General features: G+C 59.2%; 23 protein-coding genes. 14 read left to right on the forward strand and 9 right to left on the reverse strand.

The genetic code is table 11. The features are described 5' to 3' along the window. The first annotated feature begins 46 nt into the window (after positions 1 to 46). Positions 47 to 1,078 carry a branched-chain amino acid ABC transporter permease gene (locus J4721_RS15785; protein WP_102882878.1) on the forward strand — a complete coding sequence of 344 codons (1,032 nt, stop codon included), beginning with the start codon at positions 47 to 49 and terminating at the stop codon, positions 1,076 to 1,078. After that, a complete protein-coding gene (locus J4721_RS15790) occupies positions 1,075 to 2,145 on the forward strand; it encodes a branched-chain amino acid ABC transporter permease (protein WP_102875025.1) in 1,071 nt (356 codons plus the stop codon). Before J4721_RS15785 ends, J4721_RS15790 begins: the two co-directional genes overlap by 4 nt. A gap of 8 nt (positions 2,146 to 2,153) precedes the next feature. On the opposite strand, the gene J4721_RS15795 is transcribed toward J4721_RS15790, so the two are convergent. From J4721_RS15795 to J4721_RS15810, 4 genes are all read right to left on the reverse strand, one after another. After that, positions 2,154 to 3,782 carry a DUF4139 domain-containing protein gene (locus J4721_RS15795; protein WP_371816084.1) on the reverse strand — a complete coding sequence of 543 codons (1,629 nt, stop codon included), beginning with the start codon at positions 3,780 to 3,782 and terminating at the stop codon, positions 2,154 to 2,156. A gap of 172 nt (positions 3,783 to 3,954) precedes the next feature. Next, positions 3,955 to 4,185, reverse strand: coding sequence for a relaxase/mobilization nuclease domain-containing protein (locus J4721_RS15800; protein ID WP_247656163.1), 231 nt, complete (start codon positions 4,183 to 4,185; stop codon positions 3,955 to 3,957). A gap of 235 nt (positions 4,186 to 4,420) precedes the next feature. Then, complete coding sequence (locus tag J4721_RS15805; RefSeq protein ID WP_211003099.1) at positions 4,421 to 5,443, reverse strand: aspartate-semialdehyde dehydrogenase; 1,023 nt, start codon at positions 5,441 to 5,443, stop codon at positions 4,421 to 4,423. Positions 5,444 to 5,521: 78 nt separating this feature from the next. After that, positions 5,522 to 6,700 carry an MFS transporter gene (locus tag J4721_RS15810; protein WP_211003186.1) on the reverse strand — a complete coding sequence of 393 codons (1,179 nt, stop codon included), beginning with the start codon at positions 6,698 to 6,700 and terminating at the stop codon, positions 5,522 to 5,524. Positions 6,701 to 6,874: 174 nt separating this feature from the next. On the opposite strand from J4721_RS15810, the gene J4721_RS15815 reads away from it, so the two are divergent. Then, positions 6,875 to 8,029 (forward strand): DUF3095 domain-containing protein, encoded by a 1,155-nt coding sequence (locus J4721_RS15815; RefSeq protein ID WP_211003100.1) that lies wholly within the window; start codon positions 6,875 to 6,877, stop codon positions 8,027 to 8,029. Positions 8,030 to 8,062: 33 nt separating this feature from the next. Here J4721_RS15815 and J4721_RS15820 read toward each other — a convergent pair whose 3' ends face one another. Next, on the reverse strand, positions 8,063 to 8,713 hold the full coding sequence (locus tag J4721_RS15820; protein ID WP_014873270.1) for a carbonic anhydrase: 651 nt from the start codon (positions 8,711 to 8,713) through the stop codon (positions 8,063 to 8,065). A gap of 138 nt (positions 8,714 to 8,851) precedes the next feature. Here J4721_RS15820 and J4721_RS15825 point away from each other — a divergent pair, with 138 nt between their 5' ends. The 3 genes from J4721_RS15825 to J4721_RS15835 all read left to right on the forward strand — a co-directional run bounded on the left by J4721_RS15825 (position 8,852) and on the right by J4721_RS15835 (position 11,793). Then, complete coding sequence (locus J4721_RS15825; RefSeq protein WP_173677667.1) at positions 8,852 to 9,247, forward strand: hypothetical protein; 396 nt, start codon at positions 8,852 to 8,854, stop codon at positions 9,245 to 9,247. Between the two features lie 294 nt (positions 9,248 to 9,541). Beyond that, the gene (locus J4721_RS15830) at positions 9,542 to 10,936 is read left to right on the forward strand and encodes a M17 family metallopeptidase (protein WP_211003102.1); all 1,395 of its coding nucleotides are present in this window, start codon (positions 9,542 to 9,544) and stop codon (positions 10,934 to 10,936) included. Between the two features lie 8 nt (positions 10,937 to 10,944). Next, the gene (locus J4721_RS15835) at positions 10,945 to 11,793 is read left to right on the forward strand and encodes a C40 family peptidase (protein WP_076618524.1); all 849 of its coding nucleotides are present in this window, start codon (positions 10,945 to 10,947) and stop codon (positions 11,791 to 11,793) included. A 37-nt stretch (positions 11,794 to 11,830) separates the two neighbouring features. On the opposite strand, the gene J4721_RS15840 is transcribed toward J4721_RS15835, so the two are convergent. Beyond that, positions 11,831 to 12,175 (reverse strand): DUF2794 domain-containing protein, encoded by a 345-nt coding sequence (locus tag J4721_RS15840; protein WP_173677666.1) that lies wholly within the window; start codon positions 12,173 to 12,175, stop codon positions 11,831 to 11,833. A gap of 68 nt (positions 12,176 to 12,243) precedes the next feature. Then, positions 12,244 to 12,951 (reverse strand): helix-turn-helix transcriptional regulator, encoded by a 708-nt coding sequence (locus tag J4721_RS15845; RefSeq protein ID WP_211003104.1) that lies wholly within the window; start codon positions 12,949 to 12,951, stop codon positions 12,244 to 12,246. 156 nt (positions 12,952 to 13,107) lie between these two features. On the opposite strand from J4721_RS15845, the gene J4721_RS15850 reads away from it, so the two are divergent. Further along, positions 13,108 to 13,656 carry a cytochrome c gene (locus J4721_RS15850; protein ID WP_211003106.1) on the forward strand — a complete coding sequence of 183 codons (549 nt, stop codon included), beginning with the start codon at positions 13,108 to 13,110 and terminating at the stop codon, positions 13,654 to 13,656. Positions 13,657 to 13,662: 6 nt separating this feature from the next. Here the strand turns inward: J4721_RS15850 and J4721_RS15855 are convergent, their stop codons facing one another. Further along, entirely contained in the window at positions 13,663 to 14,307 is a 645-nt protein-coding gene (locus tag J4721_RS15855; RefSeq protein WP_014873263.1) for a TetR/AcrR family transcriptional regulator, read from the reverse strand. Positions 14,308 to 14,666: 359 nt separating this feature from the next. Between J4721_RS15855 and J4721_RS15860 the strand changes: the two genes are divergently transcribed. The 7 genes from J4721_RS15860 (at position 14,667) to J4721_RS15890 (ending at position 21,162) form a co-directional block, all read left to right on the forward strand. Then, entirely contained in the window at positions 14,667 to 15,605 is a 939-nt protein-coding gene (locus tag J4721_RS15860) for an AEC family transporter (protein WP_076618521.1), read from the forward strand. 178 nt (positions 15,606 to 15,783) lie between these two features. Next, positions 15,784 to 16,617: an S-formylglutathione hydrolase gene (gene fghA / locus J4721_RS15865; RefSeq protein WP_076618518.1), complete on the forward strand. Its 834-nt coding sequence runs from the start codon at positions 15,784 to 15,786 to the stop codon at positions 16,615 to 16,617. 3 nt (positions 16,618 to 16,620) lie between these two features. Then, positions 16,621 to 18,114: a Si-specific NAD(P)(+) transhydrogenase gene (gene sthA / locus J4721_RS15870; protein ID WP_014873260.1), complete on the forward strand. Its 1,494-nt coding sequence runs from the start codon at positions 16,621 to 16,623 to the stop codon at positions 18,112 to 18,114. After that, the gene (locus J4721_RS15875; protein ID WP_027248206.1) at positions 18,114 to 18,566 is read left to right on the forward strand and encodes a YaiI/YqxD family protein; all 453 of its coding nucleotides are present in this window, start codon (positions 18,114 to 18,116) and stop codon (positions 18,564 to 18,566) included. Before sthA ends, J4721_RS15875 begins: the two co-directional genes overlap by 1 nt. An 80-nt stretch (positions 18,567 to 18,646) precedes the next feature. Further along, positions 18,647 to 19,612: a DMT family transporter gene (locus tag J4721_RS15880; protein ID WP_211003108.1), complete on the forward strand. Its 966-nt coding sequence runs from the start codon at positions 18,647 to 18,649 to the stop codon at positions 19,610 to 19,612. A 12-nt stretch (positions 19,613 to 19,624) separates the two neighbouring features. Next, on the forward strand, positions 19,625 to 20,245 hold the full coding sequence (locus J4721_RS15885; RefSeq protein WP_102869315.1) for an HAD family phosphatase: 621 nt from the start codon (positions 19,625 to 19,627) through the stop codon (positions 20,243 to 20,245). Beyond that, positions 20,242 to 21,162, forward strand: a complete 921-nt coding sequence (locus J4721_RS15890) for an ornithine cyclodeaminase family protein (protein ID WP_014881269.1) — start codon at positions 20,242 to 20,244, stop codon at positions 21,160 to 21,162. Before J4721_RS15885 ends, J4721_RS15890 begins: the two co-directional genes overlap by 4 nt. 16 nt (positions 21,163 to 21,178) lie before the next feature. Here J4721_RS15890 and J4721_RS15895 read toward each other — a convergent pair whose 3' ends face one another. Then, on the reverse strand, positions 21,179 to 22,423 hold the full coding sequence (locus J4721_RS15895; RefSeq protein ID WP_061048345.1) for an MFS transporter: 1,245 nt from the start codon (positions 22,421 to 22,423) through the stop codon (positions 21,179 to 21,181). Between the last annotated feature and the right edge of the window lie 44 nt (positions 22,424 to 22,467).

The raw sequence follows: 22,467 nt of genomic DNA on the forward strand, positions 1-22,467 counted from the left end.
AGAGCAACATACTCCGCAATTGCTGCATCGGACAGGAGATGAGCCGATGACCACAGCCCCTGAACATAGCCCAACAATGGCTCGGTCGTCTGTTGCCGACCGGCTGGCGCCTTATGCGCCGCTTATTCTGGTTCCGGTCTTGGCGATTGCCGGTCTGATCGCGGTGCAGAACCCGGCCAGCTGGCTAACCCTGACGGTATCCGGCCTGGCCATGGGGATGATGATCTTCCTGATGGCGTCGGGGCTCACTTTGGTGTTCGGGCTGATGGACGTCATAAACTTCGGTCACGGAGCCTTTGTCTCGGTCGGGGCCTTCATCGGGATTTCCGTCCTGCTGACACTGGGTCACCTGACCAATGCCCCGTCACTGGGGCTGAACCTGCTGGCAATCCTGGCCGCGGTTCTTGCCGCTATGGCTGCAACCGCCGTCATGGGCTGGGCCTTCGAACGGGTGATTGTCAAACCCGTCTATGGCAACCACCTCAGCCAGATCCTTGTCACCATGGGTGGCCTGATCATCGCAGAACAGCTGATCATTGTGCTATGGGGGCCAGAGGAAATCTATTTCACCCGCCCCGAAGCGCTAAAAGGCGCGCTCACCTTCGGCGATGCCGCGATTGAGAAATACCGGCTGGTCACAGTCGGCGTTGGGTTGGCAGTCTTTACCGCCATGCGGTTCGTCCTGCGCCGCACCAAGATCGGCCTGATCGTCCGGGCAGGTGTTCAGAACGGGGAAATGGTTGCGGCACTGGGATACCGGCTGAGGTTGGTTTTCATCGGTGTTTTCATCGCCGGATCGGCATTGGCCGGCCTTGGGGGCGTTATGTGGGGCCTCTACCAAGAGGTGATCACCGCCCATATGGGCAATCAGGCGATGATCCTGATCTTCATTGTGGTGATCATCGGCGGCCTGGGGTCGGTTGAGGGCTGCTTCATCGGCGCGCTGCTGGTCGGGCTGCTGCAGAACTATGTCGCCTTCGTTGAGCCGAAACTGGCCCTTGTTTCCAATATCGCCCTGATGGTGGCCATCCTGATGTGGCGTCCGATGGGCATGATTCCGGTGGTAAAGGCAAAATGATCCGTCCCCTTCTCTCTGGCGATCTGCCGCGCTCCCGCGTGCTGGCACTGCTGCTTGTGGTTATCCTGATCTGTCTGGCCTTCGCGCCATTTCTGTTCCCCGGCGTTCGCACTGTCGATACGGCCGCGCGCATCTGCATATTTATCGTGTTGGTTGCCAGTTACGATCTCTTGCTGGGGTACGGTGGTATCGTCAGCTTTGCGCATACGATGTTCTTCGGCATGGGCGCCTATGGGGTTGCCCTAACCTCAACCCATATGGGGCGTGGCTTTGACGCGCTGGCAATCGGGTCTATTTCGGGGGCGGCGCTCGCAGCGGTTCTGGCGCTGCTGATCGGGTTGTTTTCCCTTCGTGTCCGAGCAATTTTCTTCGCCATGATCACGCTCGCTGTTGCCTCAGCCGTGGCGGTTCTGGTCAGCCAGCTTTCAGGACTCACAGGAGGCGAAGATGGGCTGACCTTCAAGACCCCACGCGAACTGGGGCCTGCGTTCAAATTTGGCAAAGAGACGTTTGACGGCACATTGTTCGGGATCAAATTGAACGGAAAATTGCTGACCTACTACCTGATTTTCGGCGGCAGCGCGTTGCTGTTTCTGGCTTTACTGCGGGTCGTAAACTCGCCGTTTGGCCGCGTGCTGCAAGCGATCCGGGAAAATGACTTCAGGGCGGAGGCGATTGGCTACCGTGTCGTCTACTATCGCGTCACCGCCACCTGCCTCTCGGCTGCGATAGCAGCGTTGTCAGGATCTCTCTATGCGATCTGGCTGCGCTATGTGGGGCCGGACACCACCCTGTCGATGACAATTATGATCGACATTCTTCTGATGGTCGTCATTGGCGGCATGGGCACCATCTACGGTGCAGTCATCGGCGCAACCCTGTTCGTGCTGGCACAGAACTATCTGCAAAACCTGATGGGTGTTCTCTCTGGCATGACCGAAGGACTACCTCTGCTGCCCGAACTGCTCAGCCCGGACAGGTGGCTGTTGTGGCTGGGGGTCCTGTTCATTCTCAGCGTCTATTTCTTCCCCAGCGGTGTGGTCGGCCGCCTGCGCGGCCAACGCTAGCGCGCAGATCAGCGCAGGATCTGGCCTTCGGGCCAGCTCAGCTCCGTCTCGATTTCGATCACCTCGGTCGCGCCGGCGGCAATCTCCATGTCCCATGCCAGGATACCACGCTGCTTCTCGACGTTTTCTTCCGTCGGTGCAGGTCGGGCGTCCCAGGCAATCTCCAGCGCATCCTGCTGAGAATAGGGCACCCGATCCAGCACGCGCAGCGGCCAGGCCCGGTCTGTCAGATTCTCCACCTCAATCTCGACCCGGCGGACCTGCTCTGAGCTGCGCGAAATCAGCCCTTGCTCCCCCTCACTCTGGTCCAGAATATCGCGGCTCAGGGTCAGACCTTTGATCGCTCCAAACCCCAAATCCGCCTCTGCTCCCGGTGCCAGCCCCGCAAAATCCGCAACTGCAATCAGTTTGCCATCGACGAAATGGGCAGCCTGCGTCGCAGCCAGCAGCTGTTCACCAAATTCATTGGTGAAGCGCACCATACGGTAGGCGGTCTCATTGCGCAGCGGCACCGCCTGGGCCGTGAGCGTCGCGGTGGTCTTCAGACTGTCCATTTCCAACCGCAGCGCCTCCGCCCCTGATGCAACGGAGACCGGCGTATCAAACCCATAGACCGCGGCGACGCCACTGCGGTCGACAGACCATTGCCGCAGAATCTCATCAACCACCACAGCCGCTTCGATTATCGGTTCGTTCGCAAGATCCAATTCCATATCAGATGACAACCGCTGCTTCGATGTTGGAACGGGCATCGGTTTCTCAATCCGCCGCAGCTGTGGGAAAAGGCGCGATGGCCCTGATTGCCCCAAAGGTTCCGCCGTCGACAGCGTCAGCGCAACATCCTGCCAGTTTTCGCCGGTGTCCTGTGACAGGATCACACTACGGTTCAACGTCAGTTCCGGATCACCGCCAGTTGTGAGATGCAGTTCATAGCTCGGAGACCAGCCGATATTGCCTGCCCCCTCAGTCAGATAGTCCAAACGAATTGAGGTCGCACCCGCAGCGGTCGCCTCAACTGCGACCTCAATATAAAGACGGTCATCATCCTCTGTCGTAAGAGCCGCAAGCGCGGCGCGCGCCTCGGTCAGGTTCTCCTGCAAGGTGGCGAGTACTTGCTCTTTGCGGCGGGCATCAGCCTCGGCATCAACAACCTGGCGGTGATTTTCGGCGGCACGACGGCTGATCATCAGGGATATATCAGCAAGCGCGGAGGCATCCGTGCCCACGAGCCCGTCATTGTTGCCAAGCTGCTCCAAAAAATGAATAGAACTGCGCGCCGCATGGGCCGCGGCCCGGGCGCGCGCGGCCTCATCTTCCACCGCAGCGATCTGTGTTTCGATCTCATCTATCCGCGCTTCGGCGGCCTCAATCTCCGGTGTCGAAGCATCACGCGGCGGAACAAACTCATCTCGCACCCGGGTACTGATGCGGCGGGCACCGTCTATTTGAACCTGCAGGCTCGCCGTCTCCGCACTTCGCGGCACCCCTTGCAGGATCAGCTCATGCCGTCCCTCGGGCAGCATCACATCGGCGGTTCGGGTAATCTGTGCCAATCCTGGATACAGCGTGACCGCTGCGACCTGGCTGTCCACATGTATCACGTCCGAAACCGCAGCTGAGGCAATATGTGTGGTCACGGCAAGCGTCGCGCTAAAGGTGAAAATTGAAAAAGCAGATCGCATAATCTCTCTCGACTGATGAACATTGCGGGACAATACCCCACCTGTCATCGAACCTAGAGACGCACGCGTGATGTTACCAGTTTCATTGGCGAAAGCCTGCGCATTACCCTCTCGACTCTGAGACTTCTCAGATATGTTCTGGCAAAGGTTCGCCGAAACGCGTTTCCAGTTCCACCCCCGGATAGCCCAGAAACCGACAGGTGCAGATTTCAACATGGCTATGGGCATCCCGCAGGCGAATGCGCCCGTCCTTCCGCTCCAGGTAGAATCCCTTGCTGCGCAGTGCGCGGATCAGATCCAGCCAATTCTTTGCGGTGCGGAAACTCTCGCTCAGGACCATTCTCAGCTGTGCTGCCATCTCTGCGTCCAACCGCGAGCTATTACGCGCGGTGGCCCAAGCACTTTCGCCCGCGCTTATGTACTCACCCGCTGTGATATCTTGCGTTGATCGTTTTTCCATCATGATCTTGTCCCCCATTTACCGTTGTCTAACCCCCATCAGACTAGTGGTATCAAGGCTGGCAAGAACAGCTGTACAAACGGTAAAGGGGCCGCCTCTTTCGAAGCAGCCCCCTACCTGAATGGATAGGTTTTTAGCCTTTTTTTAGAACTTCACGCCCCAGAAGCTCCGCGATCTGAACCGCATTCAGAGCGGCCCCTTTGCGCAGGTTATCGCTGACACACCACAGGTTCAGACCATTATCCAAGGTCGAATCCTGACGGATGCGGCTGATGAAGGTTGCGAAATCACCGACACATTCGACAGGCGTCACGTAGCCGCCATCTTCGCGCTTGTCGATCACCATGATGCCAGGTGCCTCATGCAGGATATCGCGCGCCTCGTCTTCATCAAGGAAGTCTTCGAATTCGATGTTGATCGCTTCGGAGTGACCAACAAAGACCGGCACGCGTACACAGGTCGCTGTCACCTTGATCGAGGGGTCAATAATCTTCTTGGTCTCGGCGACCATCTTCCACTCTTCTTTGGTCGAGCCGTCGTCCAGGAAAACGTCGATGTGCGGGATCACGTTGAAGGCGATCTGCTTGGTGTAGACGCTCGGCGGCACGTCCTGTGTCGGGTTATAAACCGCTTTGGTCTGATCCCACAGTTCGTCGATCGCATCTTTGCCGGAGCCGGACACCGACTGATAGGTGGAGACCACAACGCGCTTGATCTTGGCACGATCATGCAGCGGCTTCAGTGCAACGACCATCTGCGCGGTGGAGCAGTTGGGGTTGGCGATGATGTTCTTCTTGGCATAGCCATGCACCGCCTGCGGGTTTACCTCGGGCACGATCAGCGGCACGTCGTGATCATAGCGATAAAGCGACGAGTTATCGATGACGACACAGCCGACCGCAGCCGCTTTCGGCGCGTATTTCTTGGTGGCGTCGGAGCCAACAGCAAACAGCGCCATATCCCAACCCGCAAAGTCGAACGTGTCCAGATCCTGGGTCGTCAATGTCTTGTCGCCGAATGTGACTTCGGTGCCGAGGGATTTGCGGCTCGCCAGAACTGCAATCTCATCCACAGGAAACTGGCGCTCCGCCAGAATGTTCAGCATTTCGCGACCCACGTTGCCCGTGGCGCCCGCGATAACGACGCGATAACCCATTTTGTTTCTCCAATTGTATCCGGCCTCGTGACCGGCTGCGGTGTCTTATCGGGAAAGCCCGCGCGAGGGAAGGCTAGATCAATCCAAGCTATCGCGGCTGAGCAGATATATTGCGCACCCGGCCGCCAGAAACGCGAGGAGGAAACCAAAAATGACAAAATACGGTAAGGAAAGCTCCGCTCCGGTTGTTTCCGCATGCAGACGCCCACTGGCGAACTGCATGATTCCCACACCGCCAATGCCAAAGAAGTTGAGCATGGTCACTCCCCGCCCCACCAGATGCGGCGGCACAAAGGCACGTCCCTGCGCCAGAATGACCGGGAACGCCGCACCGAAGAAACCGACGGCCGCCATCAGAGCCACCACCAGCGGCACCGGTCCGTCGATGTACAACATCAAGCCACCCAGCGCTGCGCAGGCCAGAAGATTGCCGCCAAGCACCACACCTTTGCGTGTCCCCAAAAGCCGATCCATCGGCCCATAGGCAAAGGTGCCGAGAACCATTGCCCCCCCCATCACCAGACTGGCCACCCCAATCGCCTCGGAACCAAGACCAAAGACATCGCTCATATAAGGGCCGATCCACAGGCCTCGCAGCGCTGCCGATGGCGCATAGGCCACAAACATCATGATGAATATCGGCCAGAGCACCGGCATGCGCAGAATATCCAGCACTGAACCCTTGGGGCCGTCGCTCGCCTCAACCCGCGCCGGATCTTTCACTGTTACTGCGATACCAAGTGCAACCGCAGTCGAGATCCCCGCAAGCCCAAACAATGTACCGCGCCATCCCAGTACCTCAACCGCAAGCGCCGTTGGATAAGACGCCACCAGATTCCCAAGGGAGCCAACACCAAGCATCAGGGCCGCCAATGTCGCAAAGCGGCGCGGCGGATACTCGCGCGCGAATATGTAATAGGACGCCATGAGGACGGGCGAACATCCCACACCGATCAGGACCATCGCAAAGCTGATGTGAACCGGCTGGCTGGCCAGCGCAAACACCAATGCCCCGCCGCCCCCGCCGAACAGCAACAACGCCGCAGCGGTACGGCTTGGCCCGATACGGTCCAACGCCCACCCCACCGGCAACTGCATGACGGCGAAGGTCAGGAACCAAAGTCCGGAGGCAAAGGCAAGATCCTCAGGCGAGGCGCCCAGGTCGGTTTGCAGAGCAGAACTGAGCACCGCCAGAAATGCGCGAAAGAACTGGCTGAGCACATAGCCCAGACATAAGATGATCAGCCCCGCCTGCATGAAATCCCCCGAATGAGATGCGCGGCCCCGGCAGATGACCTGGGCCAGAAATTCTGATCGGTCCACAGTGGCGATTTCGCACCAATTCACAAGAGCGCGAAACCACTTAGCCGTGATTGGTCGTGCGTCACAGCCGCACTAGGCTATGGTACCTACAGGATGAACGGATCGCATATGACACAGGATGGTTTCTACAAGAGCCTCTCGCCCAGCCGCGATTTTGCCGGTTTGACACGGGCTGGCGCGTTTACCCCACTGCCCAGAGACTGGATGGTGGGCTGTTGTGATATCGTCAATTCCACGGATCTGATTGCATCCGGGCGCTACAAGACGGTGAATACCATCGGAGCCTCGGTTATCGCAGCCATGATAAACGCATTGCAGGGTGTGCCTTTTCCCTATGTGTTTGGCGGTGACGGGGCCTCCTTTGCGGTTGGTCCTGAACATGCCGATATTGCCCGTGACACCTTGGCTCGGTTGCGCAGTTGGGCCAGTGCTGAGTTTGACATTGACCTGCGCGCGGCACTGCTACCGGTGTCCTGGATCAGGGCCGAAGGGCTGGATGTTGCTGTGGCCCGCTATGCCGTATCCGAAGCCGCTGACTACGCGATGTTCGCAGGCGGTGGTTTGAACTGGGCCGAACGACAGATGAAGCTCGGCGGCTTTGAAGTGCCGCCCGCCCCGCTGCCCGATCCACCGGATCTGACCGGCCTGTCCTGCCGCTGGAATACAATCCCAGCCCGCAATGGCCTGATCCTTTCGGTGGTAGTGCAACCAGAACCAACGACCTCCGCCAAGGATTTTGCAAAGATTGCCGGCGATATTCTCGCCGTGGCGGATAAGCTGCAACGCAATGGTCATCCGGTACCAGAAGGGGGGCCAAGCTTCAGTTTCCCGCCGCCAGGTCTGACACTTGAGGCCAAAATCTCACGCGGGAAAACCGCTCTGATCCTGCGCAAGGCCCAGTTGTTTATTCAGACAACATTGGCGGCGTATGCCCTTAGCCGAAAGCGCCCGCTTGGCAGTTTTGATGCGCAGCATTATCGCAGGATGCTGGTGGCCAATGCCGATTTCCGAAAATTCGACGATGGCCTCAAGCTGACGCTCGACTGCCCGCCACAAGTGCGCGACGACATTACGCGGATCCTGGAAAAAGCTGCGACCGCCGGTCATGCACGGTACGGGCTCCACGAACAGGATGAGGCGCTGGTAACCTGCATTGTTCCATCGGTAATGCGCGACGATCATGTCCACTTCATCGATGGTGCATCTGGCGGCTATACTCAGGCCGCGCTGCGGATGGCGGCCTCAGACCGAGCGACGGCCTGAGACCCACCCTGGGCCGCCGCTCAACTGCAGATCTCAGACCGGTTGGAAGTTGCCGCTTCGCGGTTCATAGCATTCCAACCCACCTTCGCCGATATCAGTCCAGAGGCCGTGCAGGCTCAATGTGCCATCACGTACGGCATTGTCGATGAACGGGAATGTCATCAGATTTTCAAGCGATGCCACAACTGCCTGACGCTCGAACTGACGCGCCTGTGTATCGGTATCCTCGATGTCCTCAACCAGCGAAAATTTCGGCTTCAGGATATCCATCCAGCGCCCGACAAAGCTCTCTTTGGCATCCAGTGCAGGTGCGTGACCTTTGCACATATCAATACAGCCCTGTACGCCGCCACATTGTGAATGACCCAATACGATCAGATGCGCCACTTTCAGAACAGTGACAGCGTATTCGACGGTCGCACTGGTCCCGTGGTGGTCACCATCCGGCTGATAGGGCGGCACCAGATTCGCGATGTTGCGGTGGATGAAGAACTCACCCTGGTCGGCGCCGAAAATCGAGGTGACATGCACACGACTGTCACAGCAGGAGATAACCATTGCACGCGGACGCTGGCCCTCACTGGCAAGCCGCCGGTACCAACCCTGATTTTCGCTATAGGTCGTGGCTTTCCACCCGTGATAGCGCGTCACCAGATAGCTGGGCAGGGGTTTTGCAAATTGCATCTGTTGTTCCTCGATTGACCTCTGGCAGGTCTGTTACCAAGGATTGTTAGCAAATTCGAGAGATTTGACCACCCGCTTGGAAACCTTTTGACAACTTCTGAGGCGCAAGTTTGGCCCGTGCCGTGGGGGCATGAATATATGGGGTTTAATGTGGTGGCTCAAATACTCACTGTAATACACAAAGAAAACGTGCGTCTGGATTCCGACAAATTGTCGGACCTCTATGCGCAACTTGGCGAGGCAGGGGCCGAAGATGTGGTCTGTCGCGCGATTGAAGAACTGGCCGTGCGCCTGTCTCACTGCGAGCGGTTGTGGCGGCAAAACGATATGGCCAACCTGCGTAAAAGCGCGCGATCGCTGATCGCCATCGCTGATCAGATCGGAATGACGGCTATGGCGCGGGTCGCCCGTGACGTGACCGGGGCAATTGATATCAACGATTTTGCGGCGGTGTCGGCGACCCTGTTCCGACTGATGCGGATTGGAGAACGGTCCCTGACTGCCGTCTGGGAGCAGCAAGACCTTTCTGTCTGACACGTGATCCTGGGGGGACACTTGCTCAGATCAGTCTGACAGCGGATCTGCCGCCGACGGAGCCAGTCTCCACCTGTCAGAACCAAGGTAGACTGCGTACCGCCTACTGGTTTTGTTGTGACGTGTGTGATGCGTCCGGGCTCTTTTCGGGGCCCTCATTGGCGTTGCAGCCACAACAATACGCGAATGGCACCCGCTGGAAACGGCGGGTCGCCCGGCAATTGCAGGGCTTGCAGACAGCGCTGTGACGGATACTGTGACGATCAAATCGCCCCCGAGCCGGAGTATCCTGTTATGCCCTCTGCCAAGCATCCTGCCTTTGCCAAACCGGACACTGCAAGCATCGCTTTGCACGTGCTGGATCAGGACAGCTGCGAGGGCTGGCTGGCCAAGGCACCGGCTGAGACTGCGACCTGGGCGCGCGCCAACGGGTTTAACGGAGCCGTCGGGCAGATCCTCACCCTCCCCGACAAGGATGGTCAGCCAAGGCAAGCATTGGTTGGATATGGTACGGAGAAAGACCGCGCGCGGCGCAGATTTATCCTTGCCGGTGCAGTGTCCAAGCTGCCCAAGGGCACATATCATCTCGTCGAAGGCATCGCACAACAGAACCGCTCAGCAGAGTGTCTGGGTTGGCTGCTCGCCCAGTACCAATTTGATCGCTACAAAAAAGGGCGAGACACCGAGACACATCTGATCGCGCCCGAGGAAATTGATGGTGCCCGGATCGAAGCCCTCGCTGCCGGGGAATTCCTGACACGGGATCTAATTAACACACCCGCAGCAGACATGGGTCCGGCTGAACTGCAGGACGCGGCACAGGCCCTTGCCGACCAGCATGGCGCAAGCCTTGATGTGATCGCAGATCAGGATCTTCTGACGCAGAATTTTCCGATGATCCATACCGTCGGCCGCGCCTCTGATCGCCGCCCGCGCTTGCTGGAGATGCGCTGGGGTAGCACTGGTCCCAAGCTGACACTTGTCGGCAAAGGGGTCTGTTTTGACACCGGCGGACTGAACCTCAAACCCGGCAGCAGCATGGGGTTGATGAAAAAGGATATGGGCGGCGCGGCCAATGTGTTGGGACTGGCTCATATGATCATGGCGCTGAAGCTGCCCGTCGAGTTGCGTGTGCTGATTCCGGCGGTCGAGAACAGTGTCTCTGCCAATGCGTTTCGCCCCGGCGACGTGCTGACCGCCCGCAACGGGTTGACCGTTGAAATCAACAATACCGATGCCGAAGGCCGGCTGGTTCTGGCCGATGCGCTGGCCTTTGCTGCGGAGGACACGCCGGATCTATTGATTTCCATGGCAACACTGACAGGTGCGGCCCGCGTCGCCGTTGGTCCGGATCTCGCGCCGTTTTATACCGATGTTGACGCCGATGCGGATGCCATCGGCGCGGCAGCAGCTGCGGTCGCCGATCCGGTCTGGCGCATGCCCTTCCACGCGCCCTATGAGGCAATGATCGAACCCCAGATCGCCGATCTGGACAATGCGCCCAGCGGCGGCTTCGCCGGCTCAATCACCGCAGCCCTGTTCCTGCGCCGTTTTGCCGGAGAACACCGCTATATGCACTTCGATATCTATGGTTGGACCCCCAGCGCAGCCCCAGCGCGTCCCAAAGGCGGCGCATTGCAGGGTGCGCGCGCAGTTTTCGAAGCGCTCCCTCAGATGCTGAAACTCTGAGGCATACGATGATGGATCCTCGCCGCACGCCCGCAAACGACCGCGTGATCGCCGCACATCTGGCGTTGGATGCCGACGGCAGGCACATCGCCGAGGGGCAATCTGCACAGGTTTGTCGGCCCGTGGTAAATCTCCTGCGACGCCCAGATGGACCAAGAGACCGGCAGCTGCTGCTGGGGGCTGAAGTCACCATCTATGATGACCATGACGGTTGGGCCTTCATACAGGCTGCTGCAGATCGCTATGTCGGCTATGTCCCGACCTCCTCGCTTGAGCAGTCCCCCGAGCCGGTCACGCATCAGGTCTGCACCCCGGCGACCCATGCCTACAGCGCGGCAGATATGAAATCCGCAGATCTCTGCAGCCTCAGCCATGGCAGCAGGCTGCGTGTGTTCAGCTTCGACGGAAAATTTGCCGAAACAACTCAAGGCTACGTTCCCCGGCATCATCTGCGGCCGATTTCACAAACCGACAGAAATCCGGTCGCCGTTGCACAGCTTTTCATGGGGACTCCTTATCTATGGGGCGGCAACAGCCGCTGGGGCATCGACTGTTCCGGTCTGGTTCAGGCGGCGATGCTGGCCTGCGGGGTGGACTGCCCCGGTGACAGTGACCAGCAGGAACTTGAGTTGGGCGACAATATCCCGCTTGGCAACACAGCGGTGCCCACCGATCTGCAATCGGGTGACCTGCTGTTCTGGAAGGGGCATGTGGCGCTGATACAGGACCCCGAAACCATGATCCATGCAAACGCCTATCATATGGCCGTCGCATTGGAGCCTGTTGCTGATGCCATAGAGCGGATCATGTCACAGGGAGATGGACCGGTCACCGGCCATCGGCGCGTCACCCTCTGAGACACAGCTCGCCGCCATGCAGCCGAGTGTCAGTTCTTCAGGTCACTGATCTGATCAGCTTACGCTCAAGCACACGCAGCACCATTCGCAGATCATGTCCACGTTTCAGGATCTGACCATCCATGCCAACAACCGCGTATTGTCCTTGCCGGTTGCGCAGCTTGGGCCGCTTTTCGATCCGGTACAACGGGTGCTCAGCGGTACGGCGAAACACCGAAAATACAGCCAGATCCCGCAGGGTGGAAATGCCGTAGTCTCGCCATTCCCCGGCGGCAACCATACGACCATAGAGCGACAGGATCACCGAAAGTTCGGTACGGTGAAAGGCAACCTGCTGCGGGTCAGAAAACGATGAGAAGGGCTGCACTTGGTCAAAGCTCATATCAACAGGGTCGCGCCAAACAGGCCGTAAATCAAGCATTATTGCTGATCGACCATGCTGCGCCGCACTCAGGACGGCGAAAGTTCGGGCACGACAGACCGCGTATCCAGCCCAATGATCTGCTCAAATGCCGCCCGACCCGGCGTCGTCAGCAACAGGCCCCGTTTGACGGACTGGCGCTTCACCCAGCCCGCGTCCAGCGCGTGGGACAGGAGCTGACGCCCCAAGGGGCCGGAAATATGCAGGCGCCGTTCCGTCCAGTCCATACAAGGGCGGGCAAATGGCTGCCTTCCCGGTCGGCCAGGCAGCACCACACCAAGCCTGTCCCATTCTGCCGCGGGGATCACCTCAAACCCGCCGTTGCGCTCAACCAGAAGGCCCAGCTCAATGAAACGCGCAGTCATCGCCACAGCCAGCGGACCCGCAAAATGGTCATAGCAGCTACGGAGCGGTGCCAACTGACCCGCCTTTCGCTGCTGTGCACGATGCAGATGATCCGACGGCGCAATCGCCGCCAGCTGTTCGAGGGTATGTGCCACCTCCGCACTGGCCAACCGGTGAAACACACAGCGCCCGCGCTTTTCGGAGACCACCAGACCTGCGGACTGCAACATCTGCAAATGTGCGGTGGCGGTGGGCGGGGTCACACCTGCGGCTGAGGCCAATTCCTTGTTGGTGTACGACCGCCCATCCAGCAATTCGCACAACATACGGGTGCGGCTGGCATCGGCCAATGCCTGGCCCAGGATATCAAATCGTGGCGTACTCATGAACATAGACTAACCCGGCGTCTGCGATCAGGCCCAGTACAAACGTTTCGCTCACTGTCGAACCATCCGCGTTGGCAGTCTGTTTGCACGTTAACCGCGATCTAACCCGATCCGCCTAACCTGTCCGCATTGCAGCACATCTGACCAGGGAAGCAGCAGGCGATGACACCCCACCTGACAAGGGAAAACACCCAACCGGCACGGGCCGTTGCAGGGAGTCGTAACAACTGCCAGCTTCTGATACCTATGTTCGCGATCATGAGCGGCCTGTTGCTGATGGCTGTATTCCTATTGCTCGCGGGCAGGGTTGAGGCAGAAAGCCCACCACCGAACAAAGATGTCGCCCAGCGCATCGCCCTGATGAGCAGCCAGAAAAAGGCGCTTCAGGATCTCACTGCAATGACGCGGGACTATATCGCGTTTGATCGATCCAGCGCCCGTGCAGCGCGACGTGCCCTGATCCGGTCAACACGCCGTATTCCGCGCCATTTTCGCCGCGACGTGACCGATCTCTCGTCCCACGCGCGTGGTGGCATCTGGACGAATTGGGCTGATTTCAAACGCCATGCCGATGCTGCTGAAAAAGCAGCGCACGCCCTGAACATCCGCTCTGCCTCAGGACTAAGACGCAGTTTGCCAAGGCTGATCTCCGCCTGTCACAATTGTCACCAAATCTATCGAGATACACCGAGGGAATTCACCACCCACTAGGGGTAATCAGCGGGCCGTTTCGTCACTCGCTGCAAGCGCGCCATAACGGGCGAGGAATGTGGTGATCGCCGCATCGACAACCCGCTCCCGCTCCTGCGGTTCGATCTCAGCTTCGATATTGAACAGCAAGCGCAAGAACATATCCGCGCGGCACAGCTCGGCGAACTGATCCGCGGCCAGATCCAGATCGTCGATCCGCAATTCCCCGCGCGACGTCGCCTCCGCCAGATACTCTCGCAGCTGAGCCCGAATGGTCGCAGGGCCGCTTTCGTAAAATCGACGCCCCAGATCGGGAAACCTGTCCGCCTCGGCAACGCAGATGCGAAACATTTTCACACCGAACTCCGACAGGATCACCGAGAGGATATGATGACCCGCCTCGCGCAGCGCCGTCTCGGGATCGCAGCAACCAGACGCAATGGTCACCGCGGTATCCGCCTGACGGGCACAGCCGTGGCGGGCAACCTCCATAAACAGTAGCCGCTTGTCTGGAAAGTAGCTGTACAGCGTCGCCTTGGAGACACCGGCTTTGCGGGCGATATCGTCAACGCTGGCGCCTTCGAACCCGTGAGCCATGAATACATCCCGTGCGCCCTGAAGCACCTGATCGTATTTGCGGCCCTTACGGGGAATGGCGGCTGGCTGGTTCATCCATACTCTCTGCTGTGGCGTCGGGCGCGACCGAATATATCGCAGATCTGGGATCCAATCTACACATTCGCAAATGAGGTCAAGCAGTGCCTCACACCCATCTGTAACACCTTGGTAGCCTGTGAGTTAGCGTTCTGCGCGCTCAAGGGAAATAAACTCGTCCTTAGAACGTTGCGACACAGACATCACCTCAGCGACCAACGCCCCTCTGCACCAGACGCATCAGCGCCGCAGTGCCCGACGGGCATGGCATTGCGTGGGAAGACAAATGCAGGGCCCGATCCCGGGCCAAACACTCACGCCAAGCCGAGACAGAACCCTCTTCCCGCGTTGGTCAATTCAGGTTACCAATTGGCGCAATGCTCGACATATTTCTGAGAACACTTCCGTTTTTCGCAATTATTGGCCTTGGGTATTGGGCCGGGCGCAGCCGTTTCTTCTCCGAGCAGGCGACTGCGAGCCTGACCAAATTTGTCTTCTACTTTCCACTGTCGGCAATGATTTTTCGGTTTGCCGCCAATTTGTCCTTCTCCGAAATCTTCGACCCCCGACTGATCTTAGGTTACCTGCTGGGCACGATGGCGGTCTATATCCTGACCACGGCGGTCGCACTCCTGCGGCGTCTCGATATGCAGACTGCCGCAGTTGAGGCGCAATGCGCGGCGATCGGCAATGTCGGCTTTCTTGGTTTGCCGATGATGGTTCTGCTGTTTGGTCCTGCCTCAGTAGGACCAATGATGCTGATCCTGAGCGTTGATCTGGTGGTGTTCTCCTCCCTAATTGTGGTTCTGATCAACGTCGGGCGCGGCAGCGGGTTCGGCGGCGATACGCTTCGGCTGGTTGGGCGAGGGCTGCTGCAGAACCCGATGATCCTGTCAATTTGCGCGGGGTTGATATGGTCAGCGCTGGCCCTGCCGATTCCGACTCCTGCCAATGCGTTTCTGTCATTGCTCGGCGATGCCGCAACACCGGGGGCGCTCTTTGCCATTGGGGCTTCTCTGGCCTCCAAATCTGCTGAGCGGGTACAGATCGCCAGCTGGCTCAGTTTTGCCAAACTGGTGTTGCACCCGGCTGCTGTCGCGCTCTGTCTCCTGCTGCTGATCCCGGTCGACCCCTATGCCGCCGCGGTCGCAATTGCCGCCGCAGCTCTGCCGGTTGCCGGCAATGTCTACATGCTGGCCCAGCACTATGGCGTTGCGCCGCATCGTGCCTCCGCCGCAATACTGCTCTCCACGACCCTCTCCATCCTGACGCTGCCAATGGTGATCGCCTGGGTTTCGGAGATGACCCTGCCCTAACACAGGCCAAGCGCCCTGATAGGCGGATCGGGGCAGCACTTGGGACCATCAGAGACCGCAGTCTTCAGGTTTTTGCAATCATATGTCGCAAAAACAGGGGCCGGGGACGCGCAGTCACTGGACGCTATGCCCCACCAAAGGTAGCGATAGACCAACACAGAAACAAAGGAGTCGCCCCATGGAAACCGTCTCGGAAAATGCCGCCTTCGGAGGCGTGCAAGGCGTCTATCGTCATGCCAGCAGCAGCACCAACTGCGACATGACCTTTGGGCTGTTCCTGCCGGAGGAGGTCGCCGACGGCCCAGTACCGCTGCTGTGGTATCTCTCCGGGCTGACCTGCACCCATGAAAACGCGATGACCAAGGCCGGAGCCCAAGCCTGGTGCGCCGAACAAGGCATCGCCATGGTTTTCCCCGACACTTCCCCCCGTGGTGAAGGGGTCGCCGATGATGAGGCCTACGATCTGGGCCAAGGCGCCGGTTTCTATGTGAATGCCACGCAGGCCCCCTGGGCGCCGCATTTCCAGATGTGGGACTATATCACCGAAGACCTGCCCACCCTGCTTGGCGAGCGGTTTGCGCTGGACATGGACCGTCAGTCGATCACCGGTCACTCAATGGGCGGTCATGGGGCGCTGACGATGGCGATGAACCTGCCGGGTCGGTTCCGGTCGGTGTCAGCCTTCGCACCGATCTGTAACCCCTCCGCCAGCGACTGGGGTCGCAAACAGCTGACCGCATACCTCGGCGCGGACGAGGCGGCGTGGGCCCGTCACGATGCCACCCTGATGATGCAGGATAGCGGCTTTGACGGACCGATCCTGATCGACACCGGCACATCCGATCAATTCCTCGACCTGTTGAAACCGGAGGCTCTGGCCCAGGCTGCGGCGGCCCGCCGTCAGCAGGCCGTCCTGCGGATGCAGCCGGGATATGACCACAGCTATTTCTTTGTCTCCACCTTCATGGAGGACCATGTGTCCTTCCATGCCGAAGCGCTCTACCGGGGTTGATACATGACAGATTTCAACTACGATCTCATCATTATCGGCTCCGGCCCATCAGGCCGGACCGCAGCCATTCAGGCTGGGAAACTGCACCGACGTGTACTGGTCATCGATCGCAAGGATCGGCTGGGTGGTGTCTCGGTCCACACTGGCACCGTGCCGTCGAAAACCCTACGCGAAACGGTACTGAACCTCTCCGGCTGGCGCGAGCGCAGTTTCTACGGGCGCGCCTACCGAGTGAAGGACCAGATTCAGGCAGAGGATCTGAAGGCTCGCCTGCATATGACGCTCGACCATGAGGTCGACGTGCTGGAACACCAGTTCAATCGCAACCATGTTGAGGTTCTGCCCGGCCTTGCCCGTTTTGTCGGCCCGAACGAGGTCGAAGTCGCAACCGAAGCAGGTGATACCACTCGCGTGACAGGCGAGAAATTCCTGATCGCGACCGGCACACGCACCTATCGTCCGGAATACGTGCCCTTCAACGGAAAAACCGTGGTCGATGGCGATGAATTCCTTGAGATGGAGGAAATCCCCCGCTCACTGGTTGTCGTTGGTGCGGGCGTGATTGGCGTCGAATATGCCACCATGTTCTCCGCCCTTGATGTGCGTGTGACCTTGATCGAGCCACGCGACACCTTCCTTGACTTCATCGACAGCACACTGATTCAGGACTTTACCCATCAGATCCGCGAGAATGGTGTCGATCTACGGCTTGGCTCGGCCATCACCAAGATCGAGGACGAAGGCAGCCATATTGAGGTAAGTCTCGAAAACGGACGTCATGTGCGTGGCGACATGCTGCTGTTTGCCGCTGGTCGCATGGGCAATACCGAGGCGCTTAATCTTGAGGCCGTCGGGCTGGAGACGGATCACCGCGGCCGCCTCAGCGTGGATCGCAAATCCTATCAGACCCCGGTGCCGCATATCTATGCCACCGGCGATGTGATCGGTCACCCCTCGCTGGCCTCGACCTCGCTGCAACAGGGGCGGGTTGCGGCCTGTCACGCGCTGGAAACCCCCACCCTGCCGGAAAGCCCGTGGTTCCCATACGGAATCTACTCGGTGCCCGAAATGTCAACCTGCGGCATGTCCGAAGAGGAACTGCAGGAACGCGGCATCCCCTATGAGATCGGTATCGCCCGGTTCCGCGAAACCTCGCGCGGGCATATCATGGGGTTGGAACATGGTATGCTGAAAATGTTGTTCTCCCTCAAAACCCGCCGGGTTCTGGGCGTCCAGATTGTCGGCGAAGGCGCAACGGAGCTGATCCACATTGCGCAGGCGGTGCTGAACCTGAAAGGCACCGTGGATTACTTCGTTCAGAACACCTTCAACTACCCGACCCTGGCAGAGGCTTATAAGATCGCCGGCCTTGATGCCTTCAACCGGATGCCCATCCCTGATGAGTTCAAGGTGAAGAAATCAGACGCGGAGAACTCCAAGCCCGCCGCCAAGGGCAAATCGGCAGCCAAGGCGAAGCCGACTAAGGCTGCGGAGTAATGGCGCTCTACATCGACGCGGATGCCTGCCCGGTCAAAGCCGAGGCAGAGCGCGTGGCAACCCGCCACAAGGTAACCATGTACGTGGTCTCCAATGGCGGGTTGCGCCCCTCGCAAAACCCGCTGGTAGAGACCGTGATCGTATCTGAAGGCGCCGATGTGGCGGACATGTGGATCGCGGATCGTTGCGGTACAGGCGATGTGGTGGTTACCGGAGACATCCCGCTGGCCGCCAAATGTATAGAGGCTGGCGCCCGAGTGCTGCGGCACAATGGGGAGCGGTTCACGCAAGCCAACATCGGCCAGCAACTGGCGATGCGCGATCTGATGGCAGACCTGCGCGCCGCCAATCCATTGGGTGCGGGCGGCAGCGGCAAGGGCTTTACCAAGGCGGACCGGTCTCGCTTTTTGGACGCGTTAGAGCGGGAAATCCGCGCTGCAGCTGCCAACTGACCGACGCCGGTTGCGCGGCCCTTGCCCTTGACCGCTCTTTGCGCCACTGATCGCAGTAGAGACGACCACAGGGGGCAGACGTGACGCAGCAACAGGCCAGCCTCCCCATTCTTGGCGTCATTGCGGCAGTCGGGGCCGCCGTCTGCTTCTCCATCATTGATGTGATTTTCAAATTCCTGTCCGGAGACTACCCGCTCTATCAGGTGGTGATGCTGCGTTCCGTGGTGGCCATGGTTGTATTGCTGGCGCTGATTATCCCGCTCGAAGGCGGTTACGGTATTCTGCGAACGCGCCAACCTCGCCTACATCTGCTGCGCAGCCTTGCGGTGCTGTTTGCCAATCTCTGTTTCTTCACCGGTCTTGCGATCATGCCCATGGCCGAGGCGGTAGCCATCGCCTTTGCCACGCCACTGGTGGTGACCAGCCTGTCGGTCCTCTTCCTGAAGGAACGGGTCGGCCCCTGGCGCTGGATGGCGGTTGCGATTGGCTTTACCGGTATCCTGATCATCATGCGCCCCGGCCCGGGCACCTTTCAACCGGCTGCGATCCTACCTTTTCTGGGGGCCTGCGGCTACGCCACGCTGCATGTTCTGAGCCGACGTGCGGGCGGTGCGGACAAGGCGGCAACGCTTTCCTTCTATCCCACGCTGGGCTTTTTACTGGTGAGCACCCTTGTGGGGCTGACAACCGGCGACGGACGTTTTGCCAGCTCTGACAACGCCGGACTACAGTTCATTCTGCGCGCCTGGATCTGGCCAGAGCCACAGGACTGGATCCTGTTCCTCACCGTCGGGCTGGCCGGTTCCATCGGCGGCTACCTCGTCAGCCAGGCCTATCGCCAATGCGAAGCCGGTCTGGTCGCCCCATTTGAATATATCGCCATGCCGATGGCCGTAATCTGGGGGATTCTGGTGTTCGACGAATGGCCTGACGCGCCAGTCTGGATCGGATCCACCTTGATCATTGGCGCCGGGCTTGTTTCAGTCTGGCGCGAAACCCGCCGCAGTCGCCCCGCACCACGCCCGCGACCGCGCTCGACTGGATAGGAGAGCCTGAAGATGACCATCCAAGCCGTCGTTTTTGATATCGGCCGTGTGCTGATCGAATGGGAGCCCGAGCGCTTTTACGATGCCAAGATCGGCAAGGCCCGACGCGAGGCACTGTTTCGCGAAGTCGATCTGCATGGTATGAATCTTGGCATTGACCGAGGTGACGACTTTAAAGGCGCTGTTTACGCGCTAGCCGATCAACACCCCGAATGGGCCGAAGAAATTCGCCACTGGCACGACAGCTGGCTCCAGATGGCCAGCCCTGAAATCCCGCACTCCGTCCGCCTGATGCGCGCGCTGAGAGATAGCGGCGTGCCAGTGTTTGCACTGACCAATTTTGGTGTCGGCACGTTTGATCTTGCCAAAACCACCTATCCGTTCTTCAACGAATTCGATCAGGCCTTTGTGTCTGGTCATCTGCAAACCCTCAAACCGGAAGGGGAGATTTACGCCCATCTGGAGCAAGACACAGGCGTGGCAGCAGAGCGGCTGCTCTTCACCGACGACCGACCTGAAAATATTGAAGCCGCCGCCGAACGTGGCTGGCAGACGCACCTCTTTACCCACCCTCAGGGCTGGGCCGATCGTCTGGTCTCCGAGGGCTTGCTGACAGCGGAGGGGGCCCAATGAACGCCATCCTGCAGATCCCCTTTGATCAGGGGGAAGCCAATCTTGACTGGCTCTCATTCTGCGACGCGCTTGCCGCGGGTCACCAGTTGCCGAGGGCCGAGGTCGCCGACAGTTTCCTCTACCGGGACAACGATACGCTGTTAAACCGTGCTGCCTGGATCGATGGTCTGGGCCTTGCCGTAAAAAGTGCCACAATTTTTCCCGGCAACCCGGATCAGGGTCACCCAATGGTCAACGGCGCTGTCTGTCTATATGCTGATCAGTCCGGCATGCTGGAGGCTTTGGTTGATTTCCATCTGGTGACCAAATGGAAAACCGCAGGGGACAGTCTTCTTGGCGCTCTGCGGCTGGCCAACCCTGACAGCCGAGAGGTTCTGATTGTCGGGGCCGGAACCGTTGGCGCATCGCTGATCGAAGCCTTTGGCACCGCCTACCCCAAGGCACAGATCCGCATCTGGAACCGGACCGCTGAGAAGGCCGAAGCACTGGCCGAACAGTATCCAAACGCCAAAGTTGCAGCCGATCTGGAAGCTGCCGTGCAGGCGGCTGATATTATCCTGACCTGCACAATGTCCTCCACCCCTGTCATCAAGGGCGCTTGGTTGCGACCTGGCCAGCACCTCAACCTGATCGGCGCCTACCGCCCTGATATGCGCGAAACAGATAATGAGGCGTTGCAACGCGCGGACATCTACTGCGACAGCTTTGAGACCACTGTAGATCACATCGGTGAATTCAAGATCCCTCTTTCAGAGGGGGTGATCAGCCGCGATGATGTGCGGGCAGATTTCTACAATCTGACGGCCTTCCCCCGCTTCGATCCTACGCGGATCACATTGTTCAAAAACGGCGGCGGCGCTCATATGGACCTGATGACCAGCCGTCACATTCTGGATTGCTGGCAGGGGGGGACATAGTCCCCCCGTCGCGCCATCATCGGGCGGCGGCCAGCACGGTGCGTGGATGCTCGCGGATCGGCAGATGGACAATGGCGCTGAAGGCTCCGATCCCGACGCCGATCCACCAGACCAATGTGTAGTCACCATAGATGTCATACATCCGTCCGCCCAGCCACACACCAAGGAAGCTGCCCAGCTGGTGGCTGAAGAACACAATACCATAGAGCGTGCCCATGTAGCGCAGCCCATAGAGATGTGCGACCAGACCGGAGGTCAGCGGCACCGTGGCCAGCCACAGAGACCCCATGACGATGGAAAACACGATGACAGTGACCGGCGTGATCGGCACGAGGATGAAGGCTGCCGCCGCAATCGTGCGACCGGTATAAATCGCCGCCAGCAGGTATTTTTTGGAGTAGCGGTTGCCAAGCCAGCCAGCCAACAACGTGCCGCCCACATTGGCAGCCCCAATCAACGAGATCGCCACGGCCCCAAGCGCTGAGGTAGAGGTGATCCCGATGGAATACAGCGCGCCACCCGGCAGGATCGGCCCGCACATCTCGGTCACAAAGGCCGGGAAATGCGCCGTAACAAAAGCCAGCTGATACCCGCAGCTGAAGAAGCCGAGAAAAATCAGCGTGTAAGAGGGGTCCTTAAACGCCTTTTTCAGGATTGCCCCCATGCTTTCTTCCAGCTCAGCCTTCGAGGCGGCTTCGGGCGCCCGCATCAACGGCAATGTTGCAATCAGCGCCAGAACCACGCCCGCGAACACCAGAAAAACGCTCTGCCAGCTCAGGAATGTCAGCAGCCACTCCGCGGTTGGCGCGCCAAAGATCTGACCGGCAGACCCCGCCGCCGTCACAATTGCTAGCGACATCGACCGGTTCTCATCCGAGCTCGCACGGCCAACCACGGCCAGCACAACGCCAAACCCTGTGCCCGCAATGCCGAACCCCACCAGCCATTCATAGGCCTGCATCTCAAATGGCGTGGTGGCCCAGGCGCTGAACACCAGGCCAGCCGCATAGATCAGCGCACCTATAATGATCGCCTTTCGGTCACCGATTTTCTCGGCAATCGCGCCAAAAATAGGCTGTCCGATGCCCCAGGCCAGATTCTGAATGGCAATAGCCAACGAGAATTCCGACCGCAGCCAGCCGAACTCCTCAGCAATGGGGATCTGAAACACACCAAAGGACGCCCGCACAGCAAAGCTGACCATGATGACGACACAGCCAACAATCAGAACGGGAGTGAACAGCGGGGCAGGTCGGGTCATGGTCGGGCTCCTTGCCGGGATATGTCCGGTCAGACGACGGTACG

The sequence above is a fragment of the Phaeobacter sp. HS011 genome (genome assembly GCF_018101215.1).
Taxonomy (GTDB): Bacteria; Pseudomonadota; Alphaproteobacteria; order Rhodobacterales; family Rhodobacteraceae; genus Phaeobacter; species Phaeobacter inhibens.

What these genes read in the sequence shown, in the direction of transcription:
- J4721_RS15785 (WP_102882878.1), top strand. Translation starts at nt 47, where the DNA reads ATGACCACAGCCCCTGAACATAGCCCAACAATGGCTCGGTCGTCTGTT.
- J4721_RS15790 (WP_102875025.1), top strand. Translation starts at nt 1,075, where the DNA reads ATGATCCGTCCCCTTCTCTCTGGCGATCTGCCGCGCTCCCGCGTGCTG.
- J4721_RS15800 (WP_247656163.1), bottom strand. Translation starts at nt 4,185, where the DNA reads ATGGCAGCACAGCTGAGAATGGTCCTGAGCGAGAGTTTCCGCACCGCA.
- J4721_RS15805 (WP_211003099.1), bottom strand. Translation starts at nt 5,443, where the DNA reads ATGGGTTATCGCGTCGTTATCGCGGGCGCCACGGGCAACGTGGGTCGC.
- J4721_RS15810 (WP_211003186.1), bottom strand. Translation starts at nt 6,700, where the DNA reads ATGCAGGCGGGGCTGATCATCTTATGTCTGGGCTATGTGCTCAGCCAG.
- J4721_RS15815 (WP_211003100.1), top strand. Translation starts at nt 6,875, where the DNA reads ATGACACAGGATGGTTTCTACAAGAGCCTCTCGCCCAGCCGCGATTTT.
- J4721_RS15820 (WP_014873270.1), bottom strand. Translation starts at nt 8,713, where the DNA reads ATGCAATTTGCAAAACCCCTGCCCAGCTATCTGGTGACGCGCTATCAC.
- J4721_RS15825 (WP_173677667.1), top strand. Translation starts at nt 8,852, where the DNA reads ATGGGGTTTAATGTGGTGGCTCAAATACTCACTGTAATACACAAAGAA.
- J4721_RS15830 (WP_211003102.1), top strand. Translation starts at nt 9,542, where the DNA reads ATGCCCTCTGCCAAGCATCCTGCCTTTGCCAAACCGGACACTGCAAGC.
- J4721_RS15835 (WP_076618524.1), top strand. Translation starts at nt 10,945, where the DNA reads ATGATGGATCCTCGCCGCACGCCCGCAAACGACCGCGTGATCGCCGCA.
- J4721_RS15840 (WP_173677666.1), bottom strand. Translation starts at nt 12,175, where the DNA reads ATGAGCTTTGACCAAGTGCAGCCCTTCTCATCGTTTTCTGACCCGCAG.
- J4721_RS15845 (WP_211003104.1), bottom strand. Translation starts at nt 12,951, where the DNA reads ATGTTCATGAGTACGCCACGATTTGATATCCTGGGCCAGGCATTGGCC.
- J4721_RS15850 (WP_211003106.1), top strand. Translation starts at nt 13,108, where the DNA reads ATGACACCCCACCTGACAAGGGAAAACACCCAACCGGCACGGGCCGTT.
- J4721_RS15855 (WP_014873263.1), bottom strand. Translation starts at nt 14,307, where the DNA reads ATGAACCAGCCAGCCGCCATTCCCCGTAAGGGCCGCAAATACGATCAG.
- J4721_RS15860 (WP_076618521.1), top strand. Translation starts at nt 14,667, where the DNA reads ATGCTCGACATATTTCTGAGAACACTTCCGTTTTTCGCAATTATTGGC.
- fghA (WP_076618518.1), top strand. Translation starts at nt 15,784, where the DNA reads ATGGAAACCGTCTCGGAAAATGCCGCCTTCGGAGGCGTGCAAGGCGTC.
- sthA (WP_014873260.1), top strand. Translation starts at nt 16,621, where the DNA reads ATGACAGATTTCAACTACGATCTCATCATTATCGGCTCCGGCCCATCA.
- J4721_RS15875 (WP_027248206.1), top strand. Translation starts at nt 18,114, where the DNA reads ATGGCGCTCTACATCGACGCGGATGCCTGCCCGGTCAAAGCCGAGGCA.
- J4721_RS15885 (WP_102869315.1), top strand. Translation starts at nt 19,625, where the DNA reads ATGACCATCCAAGCCGTCGTTTTTGATATCGGCCGTGTGCTGATCGAA.
- J4721_RS15890 (WP_014881269.1), top strand. Translation starts at nt 20,242, where the DNA reads ATGAACGCCATCCTGCAGATCCCCTTTGATCAGGGGGAAGCCAATCTT.
- J4721_RS15895 (WP_061048345.1), bottom strand. Translation starts at nt 22,423, where the DNA reads ATGACCCGACCTGCCCCGCTGTTCACTCCCGTTCTGATTGTTGGCTGT.